Origin of the sequence: Nonomuraea sp. NPDC050643 (assembly GCF_040654715.1) — a bacterium.
In the GTDB taxonomy this organism is placed as follows: domain Bacteria; phylum Actinomycetota; class Actinomycetes; order Streptosporangiales; family Streptosporangiaceae; genus Nonomuraea.
Map to the genome: position 1 here is coordinate 110,371 of NZ_JBFAIM010000026.1, position 19,629 is coordinate 129,999.

17 protein-coding genes and 2 pseudogenes are annotated in these 19,629 nt (G+C 73.9%); 9 read left to right on the forward strand and 10 right to left on the reverse strand.

What is annotated here, in order from left to right; translation table 11 throughout:
- The first annotated feature begins 56 nt into the window (after window positions 1-56).
- The gene (locus AB0I15_RS31960; RefSeq protein WP_358103292.1) at window positions 57-632 is read left to right on the forward strand and encodes a GNAT family protein; all 576 of its coding nucleotides are present in this window, start codon (window positions 57-59) and stop codon (window positions 630-632) included.
- Here the strand turns inward: AB0I15_RS31960 and AB0I15_RS31965 are convergent.
- On the reverse strand, window positions 599-1,291 hold the full coding sequence (locus AB0I15_RS31965) for an SDR family NAD(P)-dependent oxidoreductase (protein ID WP_358103295.1): 693 nt from the start codon (window positions 1,289-1,291) through the stop codon (window positions 599-601). The genes AB0I15_RS31960 and AB0I15_RS31965 overlap by 34 nt on opposite strands.
- A 101-nt stretch (window positions 1,292-1,392) precedes the next feature.
- Between AB0I15_RS31965 and AB0I15_RS31970 the strand changes: the two genes are divergently transcribed.
- A complete protein-coding gene (locus AB0I15_RS31970) occupies window positions 1,393-2,226 on the forward strand; it encodes a helix-turn-helix transcriptional regulator (RefSeq protein ID WP_358103298.1) in 834 nt (277 codons plus the stop codon).
- 82 nt (window positions 2,227-2,308) lie between these two features.
- On the opposite strand, the gene AB0I15_RS31975 is transcribed toward AB0I15_RS31970, so the two are convergent.
- Window positions 2,309-2,845, reverse strand: coding sequence for a GNAT family N-acetyltransferase (locus tag AB0I15_RS31975; protein ID WP_358103301.1), 537 nt, complete (start codon window positions 2,843-2,845; stop codon window positions 2,309-2,311).
- Window positions 2,846-2,919: 74 nt separating this feature from the next.
- Between AB0I15_RS31975 and AB0I15_RS31980 the strand changes: the two genes are divergently transcribed.
- Window positions 2,920-6,339 carry a BTAD domain-containing putative transcriptional regulator gene (locus tag AB0I15_RS31980; protein ID WP_358103304.1) on the forward strand — a complete coding sequence of 1,140 codons (3,420 nt, stop codon included), beginning with the start codon at window positions 2,920-2,922 and terminating at the stop codon, window positions 6,337-6,339.
- Window positions 6,340-6,455: 116 nt separating this feature from the next.
- On the opposite strand, the gene AB0I15_RS31985 is transcribed toward AB0I15_RS31980, so the two are convergent.
- The 5 genes from AB0I15_RS31985 to AB0I15_RS32005 all read right to left on the reverse strand — a co-directional run bounded on the left by AB0I15_RS31985 (window position 6,456) and on the right by AB0I15_RS32005 (window position 12,446).
- Entirely contained in the window at window positions 6,456-8,675 is a 2,220-nt protein-coding gene (locus AB0I15_RS31985) for a DPP IV N-terminal domain-containing protein (RefSeq protein WP_358103307.1), read from the reverse strand.
- A gap of 76 nt (window positions 8,676-8,751) precedes the next feature.
- Window positions 8,752-9,429 (reverse strand): winged helix-turn-helix transcriptional regulator, encoded by a 678-nt coding sequence (locus AB0I15_RS31990; protein ID WP_358103310.1) that lies wholly within the window; start codon window positions 9,427-9,429, stop codon window positions 8,752-8,754.
- Between the two features lie 19 nt (window positions 9,430-9,448).
- Window positions 9,449-10,132: an alpha/beta hydrolase family protein gene (locus tag AB0I15_RS31995; RefSeq protein WP_358103313.1), complete on the reverse strand. Its 684-nt coding sequence runs from the start codon at window positions 10,130-10,132 to the stop codon at window positions 9,449-9,451.
- Window positions 10,129-11,067 (reverse strand): LLM class flavin-dependent oxidoreductase, encoded by a 939-nt coding sequence (locus AB0I15_RS32000; protein ID WP_358103316.1) that lies wholly within the window; start codon window positions 11,065-11,067, stop codon window positions 10,129-10,131. The genes AB0I15_RS31995 and AB0I15_RS32000 overlap by 4 nt, the downstream gene beginning before the upstream one ends.
- A gap of 350 nt (window positions 11,068-11,417) precedes the next feature.
- Window positions 11,418-12,446: a substrate-binding domain-containing protein gene (locus AB0I15_RS32005; RefSeq protein WP_358103319.1), complete on the reverse strand. Its 1,029-nt coding sequence runs from the start codon at window positions 12,444-12,446 to the stop codon at window positions 11,418-11,420.
- Between the two features lie 243 nt (window positions 12,447-12,689).
- Here AB0I15_RS32005 and AB0I15_RS32010 point away from each other — a divergent pair, with 243 nt between their 5' ends.
- Genes AB0I15_RS32010 through AB0I15_RS32030 form a run of 5 tightly spaced genes read left to right on the forward strand, consistent with a single transcriptional unit; the run spans window position 12,690 to window position 17,213 of the window.
- Window positions 12,690-13,880, forward strand: coding sequence for an ABC transporter substrate-binding protein (locus tag AB0I15_RS32010; RefSeq protein ID WP_358103322.1), 1,191 nt, complete (start codon window positions 12,690-12,692; stop codon window positions 13,878-13,880).
- A gap of 3 nt (window positions 13,881-13,883) precedes the next feature.
- The gene (locus AB0I15_RS32015; protein ID WP_358103325.1) at window positions 13,884-14,753 is read left to right on the forward strand and encodes a branched-chain amino acid ABC transporter permease; all 870 of its coding nucleotides are present in this window, start codon (window positions 13,884-13,886) and stop codon (window positions 14,751-14,753) included.
- A gap of 38 nt (window positions 14,754-14,791) precedes the next feature.
- On the forward strand, window positions 14,792-15,745 hold the full coding sequence (locus AB0I15_RS32020; RefSeq protein WP_358103328.1) for a branched-chain amino acid ABC transporter permease: 954 nt from the start codon (window positions 14,792-14,794) through the stop codon (window positions 15,743-15,745).
- Complete coding sequence (locus AB0I15_RS32025) at window positions 15,742-16,509, forward strand: ABC transporter ATP-binding protein (protein ID WP_358103331.1); 768 nt, start codon at window positions 15,742-15,744, stop codon at window positions 16,507-16,509. The genes AB0I15_RS32020 and AB0I15_RS32025 overlap by 4 nt, the downstream gene beginning before the upstream one ends.
- Window positions 16,506-17,213 (forward strand): ABC transporter ATP-binding protein, encoded by a 708-nt coding sequence (locus AB0I15_RS32030; RefSeq protein ID WP_358103334.1) that lies wholly within the window; start codon window positions 16,506-16,508, stop codon window positions 17,211-17,213. Before AB0I15_RS32025 ends, AB0I15_RS32030 begins: the two co-directional genes overlap by 4 nt.
- 95 nt (window positions 17,214-17,308) lie before the next feature.
- Here the strand turns inward: AB0I15_RS32030 and AB0I15_RS32035 are convergent.
- Both AB0I15_RS32035 and AB0I15_RS32040 read right to left on the reverse strand, forming a co-directional pair.
- Window positions 17,309-17,875: pseudogene (locus AB0I15_RS32035) on the reverse strand (LysR substrate-binding domain-containing protein); the annotation flags it as partial.
- Between the two features lie 4 nt (window positions 17,876-17,879).
- Window positions 17,880-18,017: pseudogene (locus AB0I15_RS32040) on the reverse strand (LysR family transcriptional regulator); the annotation flags it as partial.
- A 74-nt stretch (window positions 18,018-18,091) separates the two neighbouring features.
- Here AB0I15_RS32040 and AB0I15_RS32045 point away from each other — a divergent pair.
- Window positions 18,092-18,802: a class I SAM-dependent methyltransferase gene (locus tag AB0I15_RS32045; RefSeq protein ID WP_358103337.1), complete on the forward strand. Its 711-nt coding sequence runs from the start codon at window positions 18,092-18,094 to the stop codon at window positions 18,800-18,802.
- Window positions 18,803-18,823: 21 nt separating this feature from the next.
- On the opposite strand, the gene AB0I15_RS32050 is transcribed toward AB0I15_RS32045, so the two are convergent.
- Entirely contained in the window at window positions 18,824-19,567 is a 744-nt protein-coding gene (locus AB0I15_RS32050; protein WP_358103340.1) for a class I SAM-dependent methyltransferase, read from the reverse strand.
- Between the last annotated feature and the right edge of the window lie 62 nt (window positions 19,568-19,629).

The window sequence follows — 19,629 nt, forward strand, 5'->3', positions numbered from 1 at the left end:
CCCCATTGTACGGGGAACGTAAGGTTCCGTTCTATTACCTGGACGAAAGGTCATCGATGTTCGCGATCTCGCTGGGAGACGACGGCGCCGAACTGCGGCCGCTCGAACCGCGGCACGCCGCGGAGCTTCTGGCCCACATGGACCGGGGACGGGAGTTCATCGGGCGCTACGTCGGGCTGCCCGACATCGTGCGGGACCTGGAGTCGGGCCGCACCTGGCTCCGGACGTACGCGGACAAGGCCGCCACCGACACCGGCCGCCTGTACGGCATCTGGACGGACGGCCGGCTCGTCGGCGGGGTGCTCTTCCGGACCATGGACGTCGAACAGGGCACCGCCGAGGCGGGCTGCTGGCTGGAGCCGTCGGCGGCCGGCCGGGGCCTGGTGACCAGGGCCGTACGCGTGATCATCGACTGGGCCGTCCGGGACCGCGGCATCCACCGCGTGGAGTGGCAGGCCGCGTCGGAGAACGAGCCCAGCGTCGCCGTGGCGCGGCGGCTCGGGATGACGCGGGACGGCGTGCTCAGGGAGAGCCACCTGCACCACGGGAGGCGGCTCGACCTGGAGGTCTGGTCGGTGCTCGCGCCGGAGTGGCTGGCTCACCAGGGGAGCGGGCCTGCGGCGTCGAAGTAGCCGCCGGTGGGGCCGTCGGGGCCGATCTGGGCCATTCTGACGATGATCTCCGCGCCCTCCTCGACCGTCTGCGTGCCCCGCTGGCCGTTCAGGTCGGTCGCGGTGAAGCCGGGCTCGACCGCGTTGATCCGCAGGCCGGGGAACGCCTTCGCGTACTGGACGGTGACCATGTTGAGCGCCGCTTTCGAGGCGGGGTAGGCCATGCCCGGGTAGTGGTAGGCGGGCGTGCCCGGCGTGCCGACCAGGGTCGTCGAGCCGAGGGCGCTGCTGACGTTCACCACGACCGGGGCCGCCGAGCGCCGGAGCAGGGGCAGGAAGGCGTGGGTGACGCGTACCACGCCGAACACGTTCGTCTCGAACAGCGGGCGGAGCGTGCCGGCGGTCGAGTCCGCGGCGCCGGCCACGGCTCCCTCGATGCCCGCGTTGTTGACCAGCACGTCCAGCCCGCCGTCCGCCTCCACGGCTTTGGCCGCGGCGGCGACGGAGGCGTCGTCGGTGACGTCGAGGAGGAGCGGCCGCGCGCCCAGCAGCTCCGCGGCGCGGCGGCCCCGCTCGGCGTCCCGGCAGCCCGCGTAGACGGTGTGACCGGCCGCGATGAGGCGGCGGGCGGTCTCGAAGCCCAGCCCCTTGTTCGCCCCGGTGATCAGTGTCGTTGTCATGACTTTAGGCTCCGGCGCGGCCGGACGGGCAGCCAGTCGTCCCCTCTTCCTGGGACCGCCGGTGCCAGGCACATCCCCGGCGCACGGTGTTGACTGGTGACATGACCGAATTCGGGCAGGCGGTACGACGCTGGCGGGACCGGGTCACCCCCGAGGCGGCCGGGCTGCCCGCCGGAGGGCACCGGCGCGCGGCCGGGCTGCGCCGCGAGGAGCTCGCCCTGCTGGCCGGGATCTCCGTCGACTACGTCACCCGGCTCGAACAGGGCCGCGCGACCAGCCCGTCGGCGCAGGTCGTCGAGGCCCTGGCCCGGGCGTTGCGGCTGTCGGGGGAGGAGCGGGCGTACCTGTTCCAGGCGGCCGGGCTGGCGCCGCCGGGGCCGGAGACGGTGCCCGCGTACGTCACGCCCAGCGTCCAGCGGCTGCTCGACAGGCTGGCCGGCGCCGCCGTCGGGGTGTACGACGCGGCCTGGACGCTGCTGCTCGCCAATCCGCTCTACGCGGCGCTGCTCGGCGACCCGTCCGGGTGGCGCGGCCACGAGCGCAACGGCGTGTGGCGCAACTTCGTCGGGCCGGGCAGCCGGGTCCGGCACACGCCGGAGGAGCATCGCGCGTTCGAGGCCGCCCTGGTCGCCGACCTGCGCGCCACCGCCGGACGCTACCCCGGCGACCCGCACCTGCGGCGGCTGGTCGCGCGGTTGCGCGAGAGCAGCGGGCGGTTCGCCGAGCTGTGGGACACGGGGGTGGTCGGGCGGCATCAGGGCGCCCGCAAGATCATCGACCATCCGCAGGCAGGGGCGCTGACGCTGGACTGCGACGTGCTCAGCGTGGCGGGCAGCGACCTGCGCATCCTGGTCTACACGGCCGAGCCCGGCACCGAGGACGCCGAGCGGCTCGCCCTGCTCGGCGTCCTCGGGACGCAGTCGCTCGTGGGCTGACGGGTCCGGCGAAGCGGCCTGAGGGTGGTGATCGTCACGGCGTCCGCTGACGCGGAAACGGCGAGCGTGCTCGTGTGCGTCCTCAGCGGCCGGGCGGTGGGCTGACGAAGTGGTGCAGCAGGGCCGGTTCGCCGGCCGCGTTGAGCCAGGTGGCGCGGGTGGTGCCGGTCCTGCGCCAGCCGGAGCGCTCGTAGAAGCGGATGGCGGCCTCGCCCTCGGAGGAGACCTCGAGCTTGAGCGGGCCCGGTACGGCGGCGCGGACGGTGCCGAGGAGCGCTTCGGCCAGACCACGGCCACGGGCTGCGGGAGTGACGAACAGGCGGGTGATCTCGAGGTCCCGGGTGACGGCCACGTGGCCGAACACGGTGGCCGGAGCGGTCGGGGCGTGATCGTTCGCCGTGGCCGTGGTGGGGGCTGAGGTCGTGGCCGGTGCGGTCGGGGTGGGTTTGAGAGCCGGGTTCGGGGTGGTCGCCACCCAGGCCCCGATGAGGTCGTCCGGGGTCAGCCAGGCGGCGGGGTCGTCCGGCCAGTGGACGGGGTAGCGGTCGGTGGCCTGGACCTCGGCGAGGGCTGTCACACAGGCGTTCAGGTCGTCGTGGGTTCTGGGGCGGATGGTCACCCGGACAAGCGTAGGGGTGTTCGCGAGCGGTCCCGTGTCGGCGGCGGGGGCCGGGTGGCGGCAGAATCGGTGGCATGTGGATCGGGCTCCTGGGGCCTCTTGAGGTTCTGGCTGATGACGGCAGCGCGGTCGTGGTGCGCGGGGCTCGGCTGCGCGCGCTGCTGATCGCGCTCGCCCTGGAGCCGGATCGGCTGGTGCCCGCGACGCGGCTGGTGGACGCGGTCTGGGGCGAACGACCTCCGGCCGGGGCGGCCAACGCCTTGCAGGCTCTGGTGTCGCGGTTGCGCCGGGTGCTGCCCGGGGTGGCGGTCGAGTCGCATCCCGCCGGATACCGGCTGGTGATCGAGCCTGGGGCGGTTGACGTGGCCCGGTTCGAGCGGATGGTGGCGGTGGCGCGTTCGGCGCGGGACGCGGAGCGCGCCGTGCGGATCCTGGGCGAGGCGCTGGATCTGTGGCGGGGGCCCGCGTTGGCGGACGTGGCGGGAGAGGACTTCTTCGCCCCCGTCGTGGCCCGGCTGACGGAGTCGCGGCTGACCGCCCTGGAGGACCGCGCCGAGGCGGAACTGGGGTTGGGGTCCGAGGCGGGGCCGGGGCGGGGTGGGGAACAGGTCGCGGAGTTGACCGCGCTGGTGGCGGCGCATCCACTGCGGGAGCGGCTGGTGGGCGCACTGATGCGGGCCCTGGCCGCGGCCGGGCGACCGGCCGAAGCGCTGGGCGTCTATGAGCGGACCCGCACGGCGCTCGCCGACGCGCTCGGGGCAGATCCGTCGCCGAAGCTGTCGGCCTTGCACGTGGCGTTGCTGCGAGGGGAACCGGCCCAGCGCCGGGAACCTGCCGCCGAGTCGCGGAGCCAAGGCCAGCAGAGCGGCCAGGGCCGGGAGAGCGGCTGGGGTCTGGGAAGCGGCCGGGCGCACGAGGGCGGTCGGCGCCAGGAGAGCGGCCGGGGTCAAGGGAGTGGGCGGGGTCAGGAGGGTGGGCGGGGGCGGACGAATTTGCGTGTGGGGCTGACCAGCTTTGTGGGGCGGGAGGCCGAGGTGGCGCGGATTCGGGAGTTGGGCGGGGCGTACCGGCTGGTCACGTTGACCGGGGCCGGTGGGTCGGGTAAGACGCGACTGGCGGTCGAGGTCGCGCGGGAGCTGGTCGGGCGGATGCCCGACGGGGTGTGGCTGGTCGAGCTCGCCCCCATCGCGAGCGAGGCCGAGGTGCCGCAGGCCGTGGCGGACGCGCTGGGCCTCAGGGCGCGCCAGGCGGCGGACGACGAGGACCCGGTCGAGCGGCTCGTGGCGGCGCTGGGCGAGCGCCGCGCGCTGCTGGTGCTGGACAACTGCGAACATCTCATCGGCGGGGTCGCCGCGCTGGCCGACCGGCTGCTGGCCGACTGCCCCGGGCTGCGGATCCTGGCGACCAGCAGGGAGTCGCTGGGCATCATGGGCGAGGCGCTGTGGCCGGTGGAGCCGCTCGGGGTGCCGCCCGGCGACGAGGACGCGGGGCGGGCGCTGGCGTACCCGGCGGTCAGGCTGCTGGACGACCGGGCCCGCGCGGCGCGTCCCGGGTTCGAGCTGCGGGGGACGACCGCGGTGGCGGCGGTGCGGATCTGCCGGGCGCTCGACGGGATGCCGCTGGCCATCGAACTGGCCGCCGCCCGGCTGCGGACGATGACCGCCGAGCAGCTCGCCGCCCGCCTCGACGACCGGTTCCGGTTGCTGACCAGCGGAAACCGTACCGCGCTGCCCCGGCATCAGACGTTGCGCGCGGTCATCGACTGGAGCTGGAACCTGCTCACCGACGCCGAGCGCACGCTGCTGCGCCGGCTGGCCGTCTTCGCCCGGGGCGCGACGGTGGAGGCGGCGGAGCGCGTGTGCGCGGACTCCGCCCGCTCGTCGGACGACGTGCTCGGGCTGCTCGGCTCGCTGACCGACAAGTCGCTGCTGGTCGCCGTCGGCGGCGCGGAGCCACGGTACGGGATGCTGGAGACGATCAAGGAGTACTGCCTGGGACGGCTGGAGGAGGCGGGAGAGCGGGAACGCACCAGGAGGGCGCACGCCGGTTACTACGCCGAGCTGGCCGAGACGGCGGACCCGTTCCTGCGCGGCGTCGGGCAACTGGTCTGGCTCGACCGGATGGCCGTCGAGCGTGACGACATCGAGGCGGCCCTGCGCGGCGCGATCAACGCGGGCGACGCCGGCACGGCCGTCAGGCTCGTGGCCGCCAGCGGCTGGTACTGGCTGCTGGAGTGGTGGCTGCGCGGGCGCAAGGCGGAAGGGGTCACGCTGGCGGAGGCGGCGCTCGCGATGCCCGGCGAGGCGGGGGACGTGATGGGGGACGAGATCAGGGGCGGGGCGGGGGACAAGGCCGAGGATGAGGCGCGGGCTGCGGCGTGTGCGATCCTCGCGATGTTCCACCAGTCCGGGCTGGGTGATGAGCGCAAGGCGATGTCCTGGTTCGCCACGGCGCGGCGGCTCGCCGTCCGCACCGAGCGCCGCCATCCGATCCTGCGGCTCATGGCGCCGCTCGACCAGATGCTCTGGGCCACCGGCGGCACGGCCCCGCCGGCGGGCTCAGGCGCGGCGGACGCGGCGGGCTTGCCAGGGGGTGAGGAGGCGTGGGTGCGGGCGATGGCGCGGTTGTCGCATGGGCTCACCCTCGTCGGCCAGGGGCGGCGGCCCGGTGAGGGTGAGGCGGAGCTTGAGGCGGCGCTCGCCGGGTTCCGTACGCTCGGGGAGCGGTGGGGGATCTCGCACTGCCTGACCAACCTGGGCGACCTGCTGGCCTGGCGGGGAGAGTTCGCCGGCGCGGTCGCCCGCTACGAGGAGTCGATCGCCGTGGCCGGCGACCTGGTGGCCATGGAGGACCTGTGGAAGCCCCGCCTCATGCTGGCCGCCCTGCGCCGCCGGCTGGGCGACCTCGCCGGGGCCGACGCGGACGTGGCGGCCGTCGAAGCGGACGCCGAGCGGACCGGGCTGCCGGAGGCGCTCGTCACGGTGGCGTACACGAAGGCCGAGTTCGCCCGCTGGTCCGGTGACCGGCGGGCCGCGCGGGCGCATCTGGCGCGCGTCGGGGAGCTGTCGCGGCGCATACCGCTCAACTGGCCGTTCCGGGCGATCCTGCTCGACGCGCACGCCCACCTGGACACCCTGGACGGCGACCTCGCCTCGGCCCGCGCGCGCCGGGCCGAGGCGCTGGCCTGGGCGCTTCGCTCGCACAGCGCGCCGATCGTCGGGCAGGTCCTGGTCGGGGTGGCCGGCCAGGCGCTGAGCCAGGGCGCGCCGCACGAAGCGGCCCGCCTGCTCGCGGCGGCCGACGCCGTACGCGGCGCCCCCGACCTCTCCCTGCCGGACGTCGCCCGGATCACGGCGGCCACGCGGGCCGCGCTCGGCGGACCCGGGTTCGCCGAGGCGGCCCTGCGGGGCCGCGACGCCACCATGGAGACGGCCCGCGACCTCGCCGCGGCCACCCTCGGCGAGATCGCGGAGCCCAGCCCGGCAGCGCGCTGAGCGAGGCCGAAACCTCCGAGGTCGGTCGGGCAGCGTGCTGGGCTGGGCCGAGGTCGGCCTGGCGACGTGCTGGGCCGCAGCCGGCCTGGCGACGTGCTGGGCCGAGATGCCGGAGGTCAGCTCGGCAGTGTGCCGGGTGGGTCCTCGTCCAGGAGGTGCCGGAGGAAGAAGTCCCACACGCGCCGGTTGACGTAGCGCTCGTAGCCCGTGTACACGTGGTCGGCCCCCGGCACGATCAGCAGATCGACGTCCTTGTCCGCCGCGATCAGCCGATCGAGCAGCCGCAGCGTCAGGTCCGGCGCCACCTGGTCGTCCAGGCCGCCGTGGATGAGCAGCAGCCTGCCCTTCAGCCGGTCGGCGTGGTCCACGTTCGACGCGCGGGCGTAACCCGCCTCGTCGTACGGCCCCTGGTACGCCTCCGACGTCCACGGATCGCCGTACCGGAAGTCGTGCAGCCCGGACGCGGCGACCCCGGCCTTGAAGACCCCGGGGAAGTCGAGCATCGCCCGTACGGTGCCGAACCCGCCGGCCGAGATGCCGAAGACGCCCACGCGGCCGGTGTCCATCCACGGCCGGGCCGCCGCCAGTTGCTCCAGCGCCGCCACGTGGTCGGCCAGGCCGCACCCGTCCTCCATGCGGCCATAGGAGGCGTCGTGGAACGCCTTGTCCCGGCCCGGCGTGCCGCGCCCGTCCATGGCGATCACCACGAAACCGAGCGCGGCCAGCGCCTCGGCGTCGTAGCCGTGCCAGCCCGGGTCGAAGGACGGGCTCACCCGCTGGGTGGCGGGGAAGGGGTAGACGTGGTCGACGACCGGGTAGCGCCGGGCGGGGTCGAAGCCGTGCGGCCGGTGGAGCACCCCGTACACGTCGGTGACGCCGTCGGCGGCCTTGACGCGGAAGCGTTCCGGCGGCGTCCAGCCGGTCTGGAGGAGCGCGGAGACGTCGGCCCGCTCCAGCTCGGCGAGCACCCGGCCGTCCCAGTCGCGCACGGTGGTCACCTGCGGTGTGTCGACGGCCGAGGCCGTGGCGACGAAGTAGCCGCCGTCGGGCGAGACGGTGACCTCGTGGTCGAGGTCGCCGGTCAGCCGGGCGAAGCCGGAGCCGTCCAGGTTCACCCGGCACACCGACCGGCGGTAGGGGTCGGCGGCCACCAGGCCGGAGGCCAGGAAGTAGACCACGCGCCGGTCCTCGTCCACGCGCAGGATCCGCCGCACCGCCCACGGGCCCGACGTCACCCGCCCGAGCGGCTCGCCGGTACGGGCGTCGTAGCGGTAGAGGTGGCCCCAGCCGTCGCGCTGGGAGTACCACAGCAGTTCGTCACCGCCGGACAGCACGCCGACGATCGGGCCCTCCTCCGGCTGCTGCGTGGGCTCCACCCGCGTGTCGCCGGTCTCGGTGACCAGCGTGCGGACCTCGCCGGTGACGGGGTCGAGCCGGTTCAGGCGCAGGGTGCGCATGTCGCGCGGCCAGCTCAGGAAGTACACCGCGGAGCCGGACCACCAGGCCCACCGCATGAGGACGGGCGACAGCATGAAGGGCATCGCGACCGGGTCAGCCTGCGCCCGGACCACCGTGCCCGCGGCGACGTCGATCACCACGTACTCGGCCAGCGGGATGCGCTCGTCACCCGGGCGCGGGGCGCGCTTGGTACGCAGCCGGGGGTCGCCGCCGTCGGGAGGCATCGACTCGATCAGGTGCACCCGGCGCACGCCCTCCTGGAGGGTGCGGTGGGTCAGGATCCGGGTGGAGTCGGGCGACCAGGACACGGCGGGCGGCGCGTGCGGCAGGCCGAGGCGCTCGAACATGCTCGCGTACATGATGAAGTCGGGGCTGGCGCCGTAGTCGTGGTCCGCGTCGCCGTCCGAGGTGAGGGGGCGTTCCCGGCCGTCGGCGAGGGAGCGTACCCACAGGTCGTGGCCCTTGCGGAACGCCACGAGCCGGCCGTCCGGCGACGGGATCTCCAGCGGGTGCGCCGGCGGGGCGCCCGGGGCCCGCTCGCACGTGTACGTGTCGAGCGAGCAGCGCCAGTGGTGCCCGAACGCGTCGAACCCGATCGCGTCCGTCGTCCACGAGATGGCGCCGAACGGCAGCGCCGCCGGATCCACCTCGTGCCCGGACGCCGCCGCCAGGCCGGCCGCGAGCCTGGCGTGGTCGAAGGCCGGCTCGCGGGTGCCGGCGGGCGGGTCGACGAGGACGAACGTGCCGTCCACCGCGTACCAGAAGGCCGGGCCTTCGCCGATCCACTGCGGGGTGATCGTGGCCTTGCGGACGAGCGCCGGGCGGTTCTGCCGGGACAGCCGCTCGGCGGCCTCGTAGGCCGGGAGGTCGATGTTCATGGAGCAGAGCCTGGCCCGGACCGCTGACGAGGCTTTGAGCGAGCGCTGACAGATCGCTGATACGGCGAGGAGGGGCTCAGGAGGCGGGCTTCCTGTCGTGCGGGGACGGCAGGCGGAACAGCTCCTCCAGGCGGCGCAGGGCCTCCTCGTCACCGGACACCGACGCGGCGCCGCTCTCGATCGCCTCGGCGAGGGTGTGGTCGTGGCCGGTCAGGCCGAGGAACGCCTCCTCGCCGATGGTGATGATCGCGTCGGGCCGCTGCGCCGGGCCGTGCAGCGTCTCGATCGCGCCGTCGTCGATCCGGGCGTGGAGGACCTCCTCGCCGATGCGGAACTCGTAGACGGCGCGCAGCCCGGCGGCGGCCTCGGCGTCGAAGCAGGACCGCAGGCCGAGCACCGCCCAGCCGGGATGGAACGTCTCGCTCTCCCGCCGCTCGCCCATCGCCCACTTCAGGCCCCACCGGGCCAGCGCCAGGACCGCCGGGCCGAGCTCCTCGCCGGCCTCGGTGAGCGCGTAGGCGGGGGCGCGGGCCGGCGCCGGAAGCGTGATCTTGTGCGCCAGCCCTTCGCGTTCGAGATGCTTCAGCCGGGCGGCCAGCAGCCCGGTGCCGAGACCACGCAGCCCGGCCTGCAGGTCGCCGAACCGTTTGGGGCCGGTCAGCAGCTCGCGGATCAGCAGCAGCGTCCAGCGCTCGCCGACGAGGTCAAGGGTGCGCGCGGTCGCGCAGTACTGGTTGTAGGTTCGCTGATCCACCTGTTCACCTTAGAACCGTTCACTGGGGAACCCGGCCGGCCTCCAGGAGCAGCCGGGCCAGCGGCTCGGGGTGGGAGAGCATCACGTCGTGCGGCCCGTCCAGCGCCACGGTCCGATACCCGACCTCCGTGCCGAACCGGTCGAACGGGTAGGTCTGCGGCGTGCAGTAGACGGCCGTCCCGGGGATCCGGGCGACGGCGCCGCTGAGGCGGGTCGCCTCGGTGAACGTGCGCAGCGGCTGGGGGACCAGGCGCTCGGCCAGCCAGGCGGCGTCGTCGCCGTCGGTGATCCCGTACGCCGCCGGGGGCGGGGCCGGGATGCGCCAACCGTCGCCGAGCGTCTCGGCCAGCGAGCGGAGGGCCTGGACGAAGGGGGCGGAGGCCAGGCCGAACAGGCTCGCGCCGTCGCCGCCCGCCCAGCCGTCCACCAGGACGACGTGGCCGACCCGCCCGGGCCGCGCGTCGGCGGCCTGGCGGACGACCAGGCCCGCGTAACTGTGCCCGACCAGGACGAGCTCGTCGTCGTCCCGTACGGTGTCGACGGCGGCGGCGACCACCTCGGCGTGGTCGTGGAGCCCGTGGTCCCCGGGGGCGCTGAGGTCGGGGGTGAGCGTGCGCGCCCCGGCCGCGTGCAGCAGGGGAACGACCCGGTCCCAGGCCCAGGGGCCGTGCCAGGCGCCGTGGACGAGAACGTACGTGGTCATCGGCCCTCCTCCTCGCGCACCAGCGGCAGCACCCGGCCGGTGAACTCCTCCAGGCCGGCGTCATGATCATCGGTGGCCAGGCGGATCACCACGTGCCGGGCCCCGGCGGCGGCGTAGCCCGTCAGCCAGTCGGCGGCCTGGCGGGCGGTGCCGGCGAACATGGCCTGGATCGAGGCGATGAGCTCCAGCGGCGCGTTGTAGTAGCGCTCGACGCTGCCGCGCAGCCGGTCGCGGGCCTTGTCCGGGTCGTCGTCCAGGCAGAGCGTGGCGTACAGGGCGGGGGTGACCGGACGGGCCTCCGCCGCCTGCTCGATGACCTGGTGTTCCTCCGCGTACGTCGCCGCCGTGGGCGGATAGGGGAGCCAGCCGTCGGCGAGCCGGGCCACCCGCCGCAACGCCGGCCCACCGCCGCCCGCCAGCCAGATCGGCGGGCCGCCCGGCCGGTACGGCGGAGGCACGAGCCGTACGTCCTGGAAGGCGAAGTGCTCGCCCTCGTACGACACCTCCTCCCCGGACCACAGCCGCCGCATGACGTCGATCGACTCGGTCATGCGGCCGATCCGGCGGTCGAAGCCGACGCCGACGGCGGCGAACTGGGCCTCGGTGGCGGGAATCGGGAACCCGCCGCCCAGGCCCGCGATCAGCCGCCCCCGCGACAGCCGGTCGAGGGTGGCGAGCTGGTGGGCCAGCAGGATCGGATGGCGCAGCGCCGGCAGGAGCACGGCGGTGCCGAGCGTGACCCGTTCGGTGACCGCGGCCACGGCGGCCAGCAGCATGAGCGGATCCGCGCGCGGCCTGGTCACGGGGCTGTCGCCGGCCCACACCGAGTCCAGGCCCAGTTCTTCCGCCCGCCGCGCCTGGGCGACGAGCCGGGCCGGCTCGTGCTCGCCCTGGACGGCCTGGTCACGTGTCGGCAGCAGGTAGCCGATCTTCATCGCGCCCTCCGGTGATCGTTTGGGCTCCGATCCTAGATGATGACTACCTGTTTTTGAAGTGAAAACTTCACTATCGGGAATTTCTACGTGAACGGACGTCGAAAGCCACGGCTGCCGAGCTGGACTCTCCGGCCGGGGCCGACCCGGGCGTTCGGCGCGGGCCGGCGGGTGACCCGGTCATGGAACGGCACGCCGTGCGCGGGGATGCCTTCGACCCCGGCCGTGAGCCCGCCGCCTACCTGCCCACCCGTTTCCGCCGGCGGTCCAGCGGCCGGCTCATCGGTCAACCGGTCCTGGACCGTCGGCGGCTCCGCCGGTGGCGAGTCGAGCCCGGTCGCCTGCCTGGCGGCTCAGCCTGCCGGGTCCCTGGGCGGGGCGGTGCTCTCGCGGATGACGAGCTCGGTGGCCAGTTCGGCCCGGCTCTGCGGCAGCGGTTCGCCGTGCGCGAGCTTCAGCAGCATCATGGCGGCGGTCTTGGCCATCTCGGCGAGGGGCTGGCGGATCGTGGTCAGTGGCGGGATCGCCCACCGCATCGGCGGCAGGTCGTCGAAGCCGACGACGCTCAGGTCCTCGGGGATCCGCAGGCCGAGCCGGCGGGCCGCGTGGTAGACCCCGATGGCCTGGCCGTCGTTCGTGGCGAAGATCGCGGTCGGCGGGTCGGGCAGGCGCAGTAATCGCAGCGCCTGGGCCAGGCCGCCCTCGATGAGGAAGTCGCCCCGGCCCGCGAGCCGCGGGTCGACGGGGACGCCGGCCATGTCGAGGGCGGTGCGGTAGCCGTCGTGCCGCGCCCGGCTCGCCAGCGCGTAGTCGGGCCCGGTGATGATGGCGATGCGGCGGTGCCCCAGCTCCAGCAGGTGCCGGGTGGCGGCGAGCCCGCCGCTCCAGTTGCCCGCGCTGACCGACGGGACGCCCTTGCCGGGGTCGTCGGCCGGATCCAGCAGGACGAGGGGGACCTCGCTGTTGGCGAGCCGCTCACGCTGGGACTCGCTCAGGCTGGAGAACACCGCGATCACCCCGATGCCGGTGGGGCGGCGCCGCAGCACCCCCTCCAGCCAGCCCTGGTCGGGGGAGTGGCGGCGGGGCAGCTCCGACACCCCGACGGTGAGCCGGTGCTCGCGCGCCACCTCCTCGACGCCCTTGATGATCTCGACGGGATAGTCGCCCTCCAGCGCGTGGAAGACCAGCTCCACCAGCGCGGTGGGGGCGGGGCGCCGTCGCTGCCGGCGGTAGCCGTGCCGCCGGATGAGCTCCTCCACGGCGGCGCGCGTTGCGGAGGAGACCTCGGAGCGGCCGTTCACGACCTTGGACACCGTCGCGGTGGAGACCCCGGCCAGCTCGGCGAGTTGCGCGATGGTGAGCGCGGACGACTCCGTGGTCATGGCCGCAGTCTAACCACACTTATGAATCTACAATGTAAAGGCGCGGGCCGTGGGCGCGCACGAAGTTCTACAAACCCATCGACGTACGTCATCCTGTTGTGCCCTTTGGCGACGAGAAGCCATCACCCGCGGCCGAGCCCGGCCCGAACGACCTGATACACAGCCGTTGACAACCGTCACGCCAACGTGGGATTTTGTGCGCGTCGGGGGGTGGTGCGGTCGCCGTCAAAGGAGCTGAACCAGATGGACATCCACCTTTCACCGCCGTCCAAGACCATCCTGGCGATCGTCACCGCGAGCCTGCTCACCGCGTGCAGCGGTTCCTCGATCTCCGGCCAGCAGACCCCGCAGCAGGCCGCGGGCCCTCTCGCCATCGGCCTGGTCGTCCCCCTGTCGGGCGTCTACGCCCCGCTCGGCGAGGACATGACCAACGGTTTCAAGCTCTACCTCGACCAGCACGGCGGCAGGCTCGGCGGCAAGGAGATCGCCCTGAAGAGCTCCGACGAGGGCGAAGGGCCCCAGACGGGCGTCCCCGCCGCCACCAAGCTGGTCACGCAGGACAAGGCCGTCGCCGTCGCCGGCATCGTGAACTCCGCGACCGCGCTCGGCGCGCGCAACGCCTTCATCGAGTCCAAGGTGCCGCTCGTCATCGCCAACGCCGGGGCCAACGACGTCACCGCGGGGGCGTCGCCGTACATCTGGCGTACGTCGTTCACCAACAACGACGTCGCGGCCTCGCTCGGGGCCGAGGTCGCCGAGCAGGCCGGTGACGGGTCCGTCTACCTCATCGCCCCCGACTACGCGGCGGGCAAGGAGATGATCGGCGGCTTCAAGAAGACGTTCGAGGCCGCCGGGGGCAAGGTGGCCGGCGAGTCGTTCACGCCGTTCGGCACGACCAAGGACTTCCAGCCCTTCCTGAGCACGATCAAGGGCTCCGGCGCGAAGGCGGTCTTCTGCTTCTACAGCGGGGCCGAGGCGGTCGGCTTCGTCACGCAGTACGCCCAGTTCGGCCTGGCCGACGACCTCCCGCTCTACGCCACCGGGTTCCTCACCGAGGGGTCGGTGCTGAAGGCCCAGGGCGGGGCGGCCACGGGCGCGCAGACGTCGCTGCACTACAGCGACCAGATCGACACCCCGAGGAACAAGGAGTTCGTGGCCGCCTACCAGGCCGCCTACAACGAGCCGCCCACGGTCTTCGCGGTGCAGGCGTACGACGCGGCGGCCGTCCTCGACAAGGCGATCGCCAAGGCCGCCGCCCCGACCGGTGAGGCCATCGCCAAGGTGATCGGCGAGATCGGCCCGATCGACAGCCCGCGCGGCCAGTGGAGCTTCGACGCCGACCACGACCCGACCCAGCCCTACTACCTGCGCAAGGTCGAGGACCGGGCGGGCACCCTCGTCAACGTCGTGGTCAAGAAGCTCGGCCAGGACTGAGCGATGCAGGTGCTCATCACCGTCCTGAACGGCCTGGCCCTCGGCGCGATCCTCTTCCTGATCGCCGTCGGCCTCTCGCTCGTCTTCGGCATCATGGACGTGCTCAACCTCGCCCACGGCGCCGTCTACCTGATCGGCGCCTACACGGCCGTGGCGCTGTTCGCGGACGACGTCACGGCGGGCGGGTTCGTGCTGGCGGTGCTCGCCGCCGCGGTGGCGGGCGCGCTCGCGGGCGCGGCGCTGGCGGGCATGTCCCTGCCGGTACGCGGCCACCTCGACCAGGCGCTGCTGACCCTGGGCGTCGCGTTGATCGTCACCGAGGTGATGAACGCGGTGTTCGGCACCGAGGTCCACGCCATCCCGCCGCCTCCCGGGCTGGACGTCTCCGTCGGGGTGTTCGGGCAGGCGTACCCGGTCTACCGGCTCGTCCTCGTCGCGGTCGGGGCGGCGCTGGCGCTCGGGCTGCACCTGGCGCTGGAGCGGACGCGGATCGGCGCGACCCTGCGCGCAGCCGTGGCCGACCGCCAGATGGTCGAGGCGCTGGGCATCCCGACTCGCCGGCTGGTCGTCGGGGTGTTCGCGGCGGGGGCCGCGCTGGCCGCGGTCGGCGGTGTGCTGGCGGGTCCGCTGCTCGGGGCGCAGCCGGGTCTGGACGACACGGTGCTGCTGCTGGCGCTGGTCGTCGTGGTGATCGGCGGCCTCGGCTCGGTGCGTGGCGCGCTGCTCGGGGCCGTGCTGGTGGGGCAGGTCCAGGCGCTGGGGGTGGCCCTGGTGCCGGGGGCGGCGTCGTTCCTGCTGTTCGCCGCGATGGGCGCGATCCTGCTCCTGCGGCCGGCGGGTCTGCTGCCGGCGCGAGGGATGGCGCAGGCATGAGGCCTGACATCGCCGAGCGGTCCGCGCAGGATGTCCCCATGAGCTTTTCGGCGGTCCCCCCGGGGCGCGGGCGGCTGGTCGTCCCGGTGGTCGCGGTCGCGGCGCTCGCCGTCCTGCCGCTCGTCCTGGGGCCCTATCCGATCACGCTCGGGTCGCGGATCCTCGCCTTCGCGCTGCTCGTGCTCAGCGTCGACATCCTCACCGGGGTCACCGGGCTGCCCACGCTCGGGCAGGCGGCCTACTTCGGCGCGGGCGCCTACACCGCCGCCCTGGTCGGCATCCACTGGACCGGCAGCGCCGTCGTGCAACTGCTGGCCGGGGTGGTGGTGGCGGCCGTCCTGGCGCTCGTCACGGGGGCGGTCGTGGTCCGTACCAGGGGGATCGTCTTCTTGATGGTCACCCTCGCGGTGGGGGAGCTGACCCATCAGGCCGCCAACTCCTGGCCGGTGGTGGGCGGCACGAACGGCCTGGCCGGCATGCCGCCGATCAGCGTGCTGCCCGGCGGGCCGCCGCTCACGCTGTCGGGCTTCGTCTACTGGTGGGTGCTGGCCGTGTTCGTCGCGGGCTATGTGGTCGTGGCGCACGCGATGCGGTCCCCGTTCGGGCGCACGCTTCGCGGGATCCGCGACAACGAGCCGCGTCTGCGCGCTCTCGGGGTGCGCACCTATCCCGCCAAGCTCGCCGCGTACGCCATGGCGGGGGCGGTGGCGGGCGCGGCCGGGACGTTGTGGGCGGCGCAGGCGAGGTTCGTCGCCCCCGCGGACCTGGCGTTCGACGTGGCCGCGTTCGCGCTGCTCAGCGTGGTCATCGGGGGCGCTGGATCCCTGTGGGGGCCGTGTCTGGGGGCCGCTCTGGTCATCCTGGTGCGCGACGAGCTGTCCGATCACGTGGACGGCCGCGGGCCCCTGCTGCTGGGCGTCGTCTTCGTCGCCTGTGTCTACGTGCTGCCGCGGCTGCGCGGGCGGCTGCGGCGCCGGAAGGGAGCCCGATGATTCTCCGGCTGGAGGACGTGACGCTGTCGTACGGGCTCCTCAAGGCGGTCGACGGTGTCAGCCTGAGCGTCGCCCAGGGGGCGCGGCACGCTCTGATCGGCCCCAACGGGGCCGGAAAGTCGTCGTTGTTCTCGGTGGTGGCGGGCACGCTGGCGGTCACGTCGGGCCGGATCGAGTTCGACGGCGCGGACGTGACCGGCCTCAGCGAGCCCGCCCGGGCGGCGCGGGGGCTCGTCCGCACGTACCAGCATTCGAGCCTGTTCCTGCGCTGCGGCGTGCTCGACAACGTACGGCTGGCGGTCGAACGGGTGCACGGGCACCCGCTGCGCCCCTTCCGGCGCCGCCGCCGCGACGCGGCGATCACCGAGCAGGCGTACGCGCACCTCGCCGCCGTCGGTCTCGCGTCGCGGGCCGCCGAGCCCGCGGGTGCGCTCTCCCACGGTGAACGCCGTCAGCTCGAGGTCGCCGTCGTGCTGGCCTGCGAGCCCTCCCTCGTCCTGTTCGACGAGCCGACGGCGGGCATGTCGGTGGCCGAGACGGACCGTTTCGCCGCCCTCGTCGAGGAGCTGCCGGCGTCGCTGTCGGTGGTGATCGTGGAGCACGATCTCGACATCGCCTTCCGCCTGGCCCGTGACGTGACCGTGCTGGCGGCCGGACGTGTCATCGCCTCCGGCCCGCCCGAGGCGATACGCGCGGACGAGCAGGTGCAACGCGCCTACCTCGGCACCGAGTCCACCGACGACCTCTTCACGGAGCCGCGATGACCGCCCTGCTCGACGTCCGGGACCTGGTGGCGGGATACGACGGAGGCCGGGTGCTCAACGAGGTCGGCCTGCACGTCGACGCGGGGGAGGCCGTCACGCTGCTGGGCCGCAACGGCGTCGGCAAGACCACCCTCGTCCACACGATCATGGGGTTCGTCCGCCCTGACCGGGGGACGATCCGGCTGGACGGAAGGGACGTGGCGCGCGAGCCCGCCAGCGCGGTGGCCAGGGCGGGCGTCGCGATCGTCCCGCAGGGGCGCCGGGTCTTCGCGCCCCTCACCGTCGAGGAGCACCTCCAGATCGCCGATCGGCACCGTGGCCGGGGAGAGTGGACGCGGGAACGCGTCTACGAGACGATGCCGCGCCTCGCCGAGCGCCGTGACCATCTGGCCGCCCAGTTGTCGGGCGGCGAGCAGCAGCTCCTCGCCATCGGCAGGGCGCTGCTCGGCAACCCCCGGCTGCTCCTGCTCGACGAGCCCTCGGAAGGTCTCGCCCCGGTCATCGTGGACCGCATCCGGGACCTGCTGCTCTCCCTGATCTCCGGGGGCATCGCGGTGCTCCTGGTGGAGCAGAACCTGCGCCTCGCCCTGACGCTGGCCTCCCGGGTCCTGGTGATGTCGAAGGGGACGATCGTGCACGAGTCCTCCGTCGCCGACTTCCGCTCCGACGCGGCCCGCGCACGCACCCTGCTCGGCGTGACCTGAGCGGCGCGTCGTGGCCTGGTCGCGTCATGCGGCGCGTCTTGGTGGGCCTCGGTGCGCTTTCGGACGCGCTTTCGCACGCGCCTTCGGACGCGCCTTCAGGCGCCGAGGCGCCCGGCGCCCGCCCAGGCCGCGGCGACCGGCGGGCGGCGCAGGTCGGCGCGGCGCACGCACACGCCGATCGACAGCTCCCCTGGCCCGGACGCGACCGGCACCTCGCGCAGCCCGGACCGTACGCTGCTGTGCCGCAGGACGAGCCGGGGGATGACGCCGGTGCCGTAGCCCAGGGAGACGAGCGTGGGCAGCGCTTCGTGCCCGTCGGCCTCGGCCGCCACGTGCGGAACGACCCCCAGGCCGCGAAACCACTGGTCGGCGGCCGTTCGTACGAGCCCGTGGCGTGGGAAGACGAAGGGCTCACCGTCGGCGGGGGCCCACGTGCCCGCCGGTGCCGGGCCGGCCTGGATGAGCACCAGCGGCGTGCGCGTGAGCGGCCGGGCCAGCAGGCCGGCCGGGACGCGGTCGGGCAGGGCGGCCACGGCCAGCTCCGCCTCGCCCTCCTCCAGGAGCGCGAGCGCGGAGGCCGCGTCGCCGGTGCGTACGGAGACGCGGAGCCGCGGATGGGCGGCGCGGATCGGTGCGAGCAGGCCGGGCAGCAGGCTCTGGCAGGCGGTGCCCGGCCGCGACCTCCAGCCGCCGCACGGCCCTGGACAGGGTGGCGGGGCTGACGTGGCATTCGGCCGCCGTACGGGCGTAACTGAGCGTCTGCGCGAGGTGGACGAACAGCCGGTAGAGGTCGTGATCCCGCATCTTTCACCTTCCGCAACGCCGCGGTGCGCAGGTTGTCGTTGCCGCGTCCGTCCCGGGAAGCCTACAAACGAGGCATGCCACGAAGCGACACGCGCCACCCCCGCCCCGTCTGGTCCTTCCGCGAGTACGCGCCCGTCGGCGTCGACCTGGGCAGCGCGGCCGCCGTCGCCGCGTACGACGGCAATCAGGGCACCGACCCCGCGGCCGACGACGCCCTGCTCGATCGTCTGGGGGTCACCGCGGGCACCCGGCTGATCGACCTGGCGTGCGGGACGGGCTCGCTGGTCGTGCAGGCGGCGCGCCGCGGCGCGCAGGCGCACGGGGTGGACGTCTCCGAGCAGATGCTGCGCCACGCGGAGGCACGCGCCGAACGCCTCGACGCCGCCCCGCACTGGCACCTGGCGGGCTTCCTGGACTACGCCCACACGGCGGGCCCCGCCGACGTGGTCACCACCAGGTCGGCCCTGCACCAGCTCCCGGACTTCTGGAAGCAGCAGGCACTGGTCAACGCGGCCGCGATGCTCCGCCCCGGCGGCACGTTCTACCTCTGGGACGTCGTCTTCAGCTTCGACCCGGCGGACACCGACGCCCGGCTCCAGCACTGGATCGACGCCTCCGGCACCGACGGCGGTTTCACCCGGTCGGACTACGAGACCCACGTCAGGGAGGAGTTCTCCACCTATGCCTGGGTTCTGGAGGGAATGCTGGAGCGAGCCGGGCTGACGATCGTCTCACGCGCCTTCCCCCGCCCCACCCATGCGGAGTACGTGTGCGCCCGCCGCTGAGACGGAGCCGCGCACGTTCGGTCAGTCGCCCGGCGGGATGCGGTAGACGGACACGTGGGACCGCGACTCGGCGGTGAACGCGGCGCCGGACCAGTCGGCGTGCCGGGACTCCAGCTCGAACCCGGCCAGCTCGGCCATGAGGTCGAGCTCGGCCGGCCAGATGTAGCGGTGCGGGCTGCGGAACACCTCGGCCTGCCGGCTCTCGCCGAAGTGGAAGTGGTGGGAGACGACGTGCTGGCGCAGCGGATCGTAGGTGTCCAGGCCGATGTAGCCGGGCTCGGTGTGGAAGACGGTGGCCTGCTGACCCGGCGGAAGCTTGCGCAGCTCGGGCACCCAGAGCTCGATCACGAACCGGCCGCCCGGTGTGAGGTGGCGGGCGGCGTTGCGGAAACACGCGACCTGCTCGGCCTGGGTGAGCAGGTTGGAGATGGTGTTGAAGACGAGATAGACGAGCGTGTACGTCCCCGGGGCGGCGGCGGTCGCCATGTCGCCGACGATCACGGGGATCGTGGCGTCGTCCGCCTTCGTCCGGAGCCGGTCGATCATCGGCGGTGACAGCTCGATGCCGGTGACGGACACGCCGCGCTCGGCCAGGGGCACCGCGACGCGGCCCGTTCCGATGGCGAACTCCAGCGCCCGCCCGTCACCCGCGAGGCCGGCGAGGCGCTCGACGGTCGGCCCCAGGACCTCGGGGGCGAACATGCCGGTGCCCGGCGTGTCATAGCGCTGGGCGGTCTCGGCGTCCCAGATCTCCTGCTGCGGCATGCCCGCAACCGTGGCAGCGGGGCGCGGACGTTGTCCATCGATTTTCGGGGAGACCGGCTCCG

Excerpts from the sequence above, each read along its gene's own strand:
- AB0I15_RS31995 (WP_358103313.1), bottom strand. The coding sequence starts at position 10,132 with ATGACCACGTACGTTCTCGTCCACGGCGCCTGGCACGGCCCCTGGGCC.
- AB0I15_RS32050 (WP_358103340.1), bottom strand. The coding sequence starts at position 19,567 with ATGCCGCAGCAGGAGATCTGGGACGCCGAGACCGCCCAGCGCTATGAC.
- AB0I15_RS31960 (WP_358103292.1), top strand. The coding sequence starts at position 57 with ATGTTCGCGATCTCGCTGGGAGACGACGGCGCCGAACTGCGGCCGCTC.
- AB0I15_RS32005 (WP_358103319.1), bottom strand. The coding sequence starts at position 12,446 with ATGACCACGGAGTCGTCCGCGCTCACCATCGCGCAACTCGCCGAGCTG.
- AB0I15_RS31985 (WP_358103307.1), bottom strand. The coding sequence starts at position 8,675 with ATGAACATCGACCTCCCGGCCTACGAGGCCGCCGAGCGGCTGTCCCGG.
- AB0I15_RS31965 (WP_358103295.1), bottom strand. The coding sequence starts at position 1,291 with ATGACAACGACACTGATCACCGGGGCGAACAAGGGGCTGGGCTTCGAG.
- AB0I15_RS32045 (WP_358103337.1), top strand. The coding sequence starts at position 18,092 with ATGCCACGAAGCGACACGCGCCACCCCCGCCCCGTCTGGTCCTTCCGC.
- AB0I15_RS32020 (WP_358103328.1), top strand. The coding sequence starts at position 14,792 with ATGAGCTTTTCGGCGGTCCCCCCGGGGCGCGGGCGGCTGGTCGTCCCG.
- AB0I15_RS31980 (WP_358103304.1), top strand. The coding sequence starts at position 2,920 with ATGTGGATCGGGCTCCTGGGGCCTCTTGAGGTTCTGGCTGATGACGGC.
- AB0I15_RS31970 (WP_358103298.1), top strand. The coding sequence starts at position 1,393 with ATGACCGAATTCGGGCAGGCGGTACGACGCTGGCGGGACCGGGTCACC.
- AB0I15_RS32025 (WP_358103331.1), top strand. The coding sequence starts at position 15,742 with ATGATTCTCCGGCTGGAGGACGTGACGCTGTCGTACGGGCTCCTCAAG.
- AB0I15_RS32030 (WP_358103334.1), top strand. The coding sequence starts at position 16,506 with ATGACCGCCCTGCTCGACGTCCGGGACCTGGTGGCGGGATACGACGGA.
- AB0I15_RS32015 (WP_358103325.1), top strand. The coding sequence starts at position 13,884 with ATGCAGGTGCTCATCACCGTCCTGAACGGCCTGGCCCTCGGCGCGATC.
- AB0I15_RS32000 (WP_358103316.1), bottom strand. The coding sequence starts at position 11,067 with ATGAAGATCGGCTACCTGCTGCCGACACGTGACCAGGCCGTCCAGGGC.
- AB0I15_RS32010 (WP_358103322.1), top strand. The coding sequence starts at position 12,690 with ATGGACATCCACCTTTCACCGCCGTCCAAGACCATCCTGGCGATCGTC.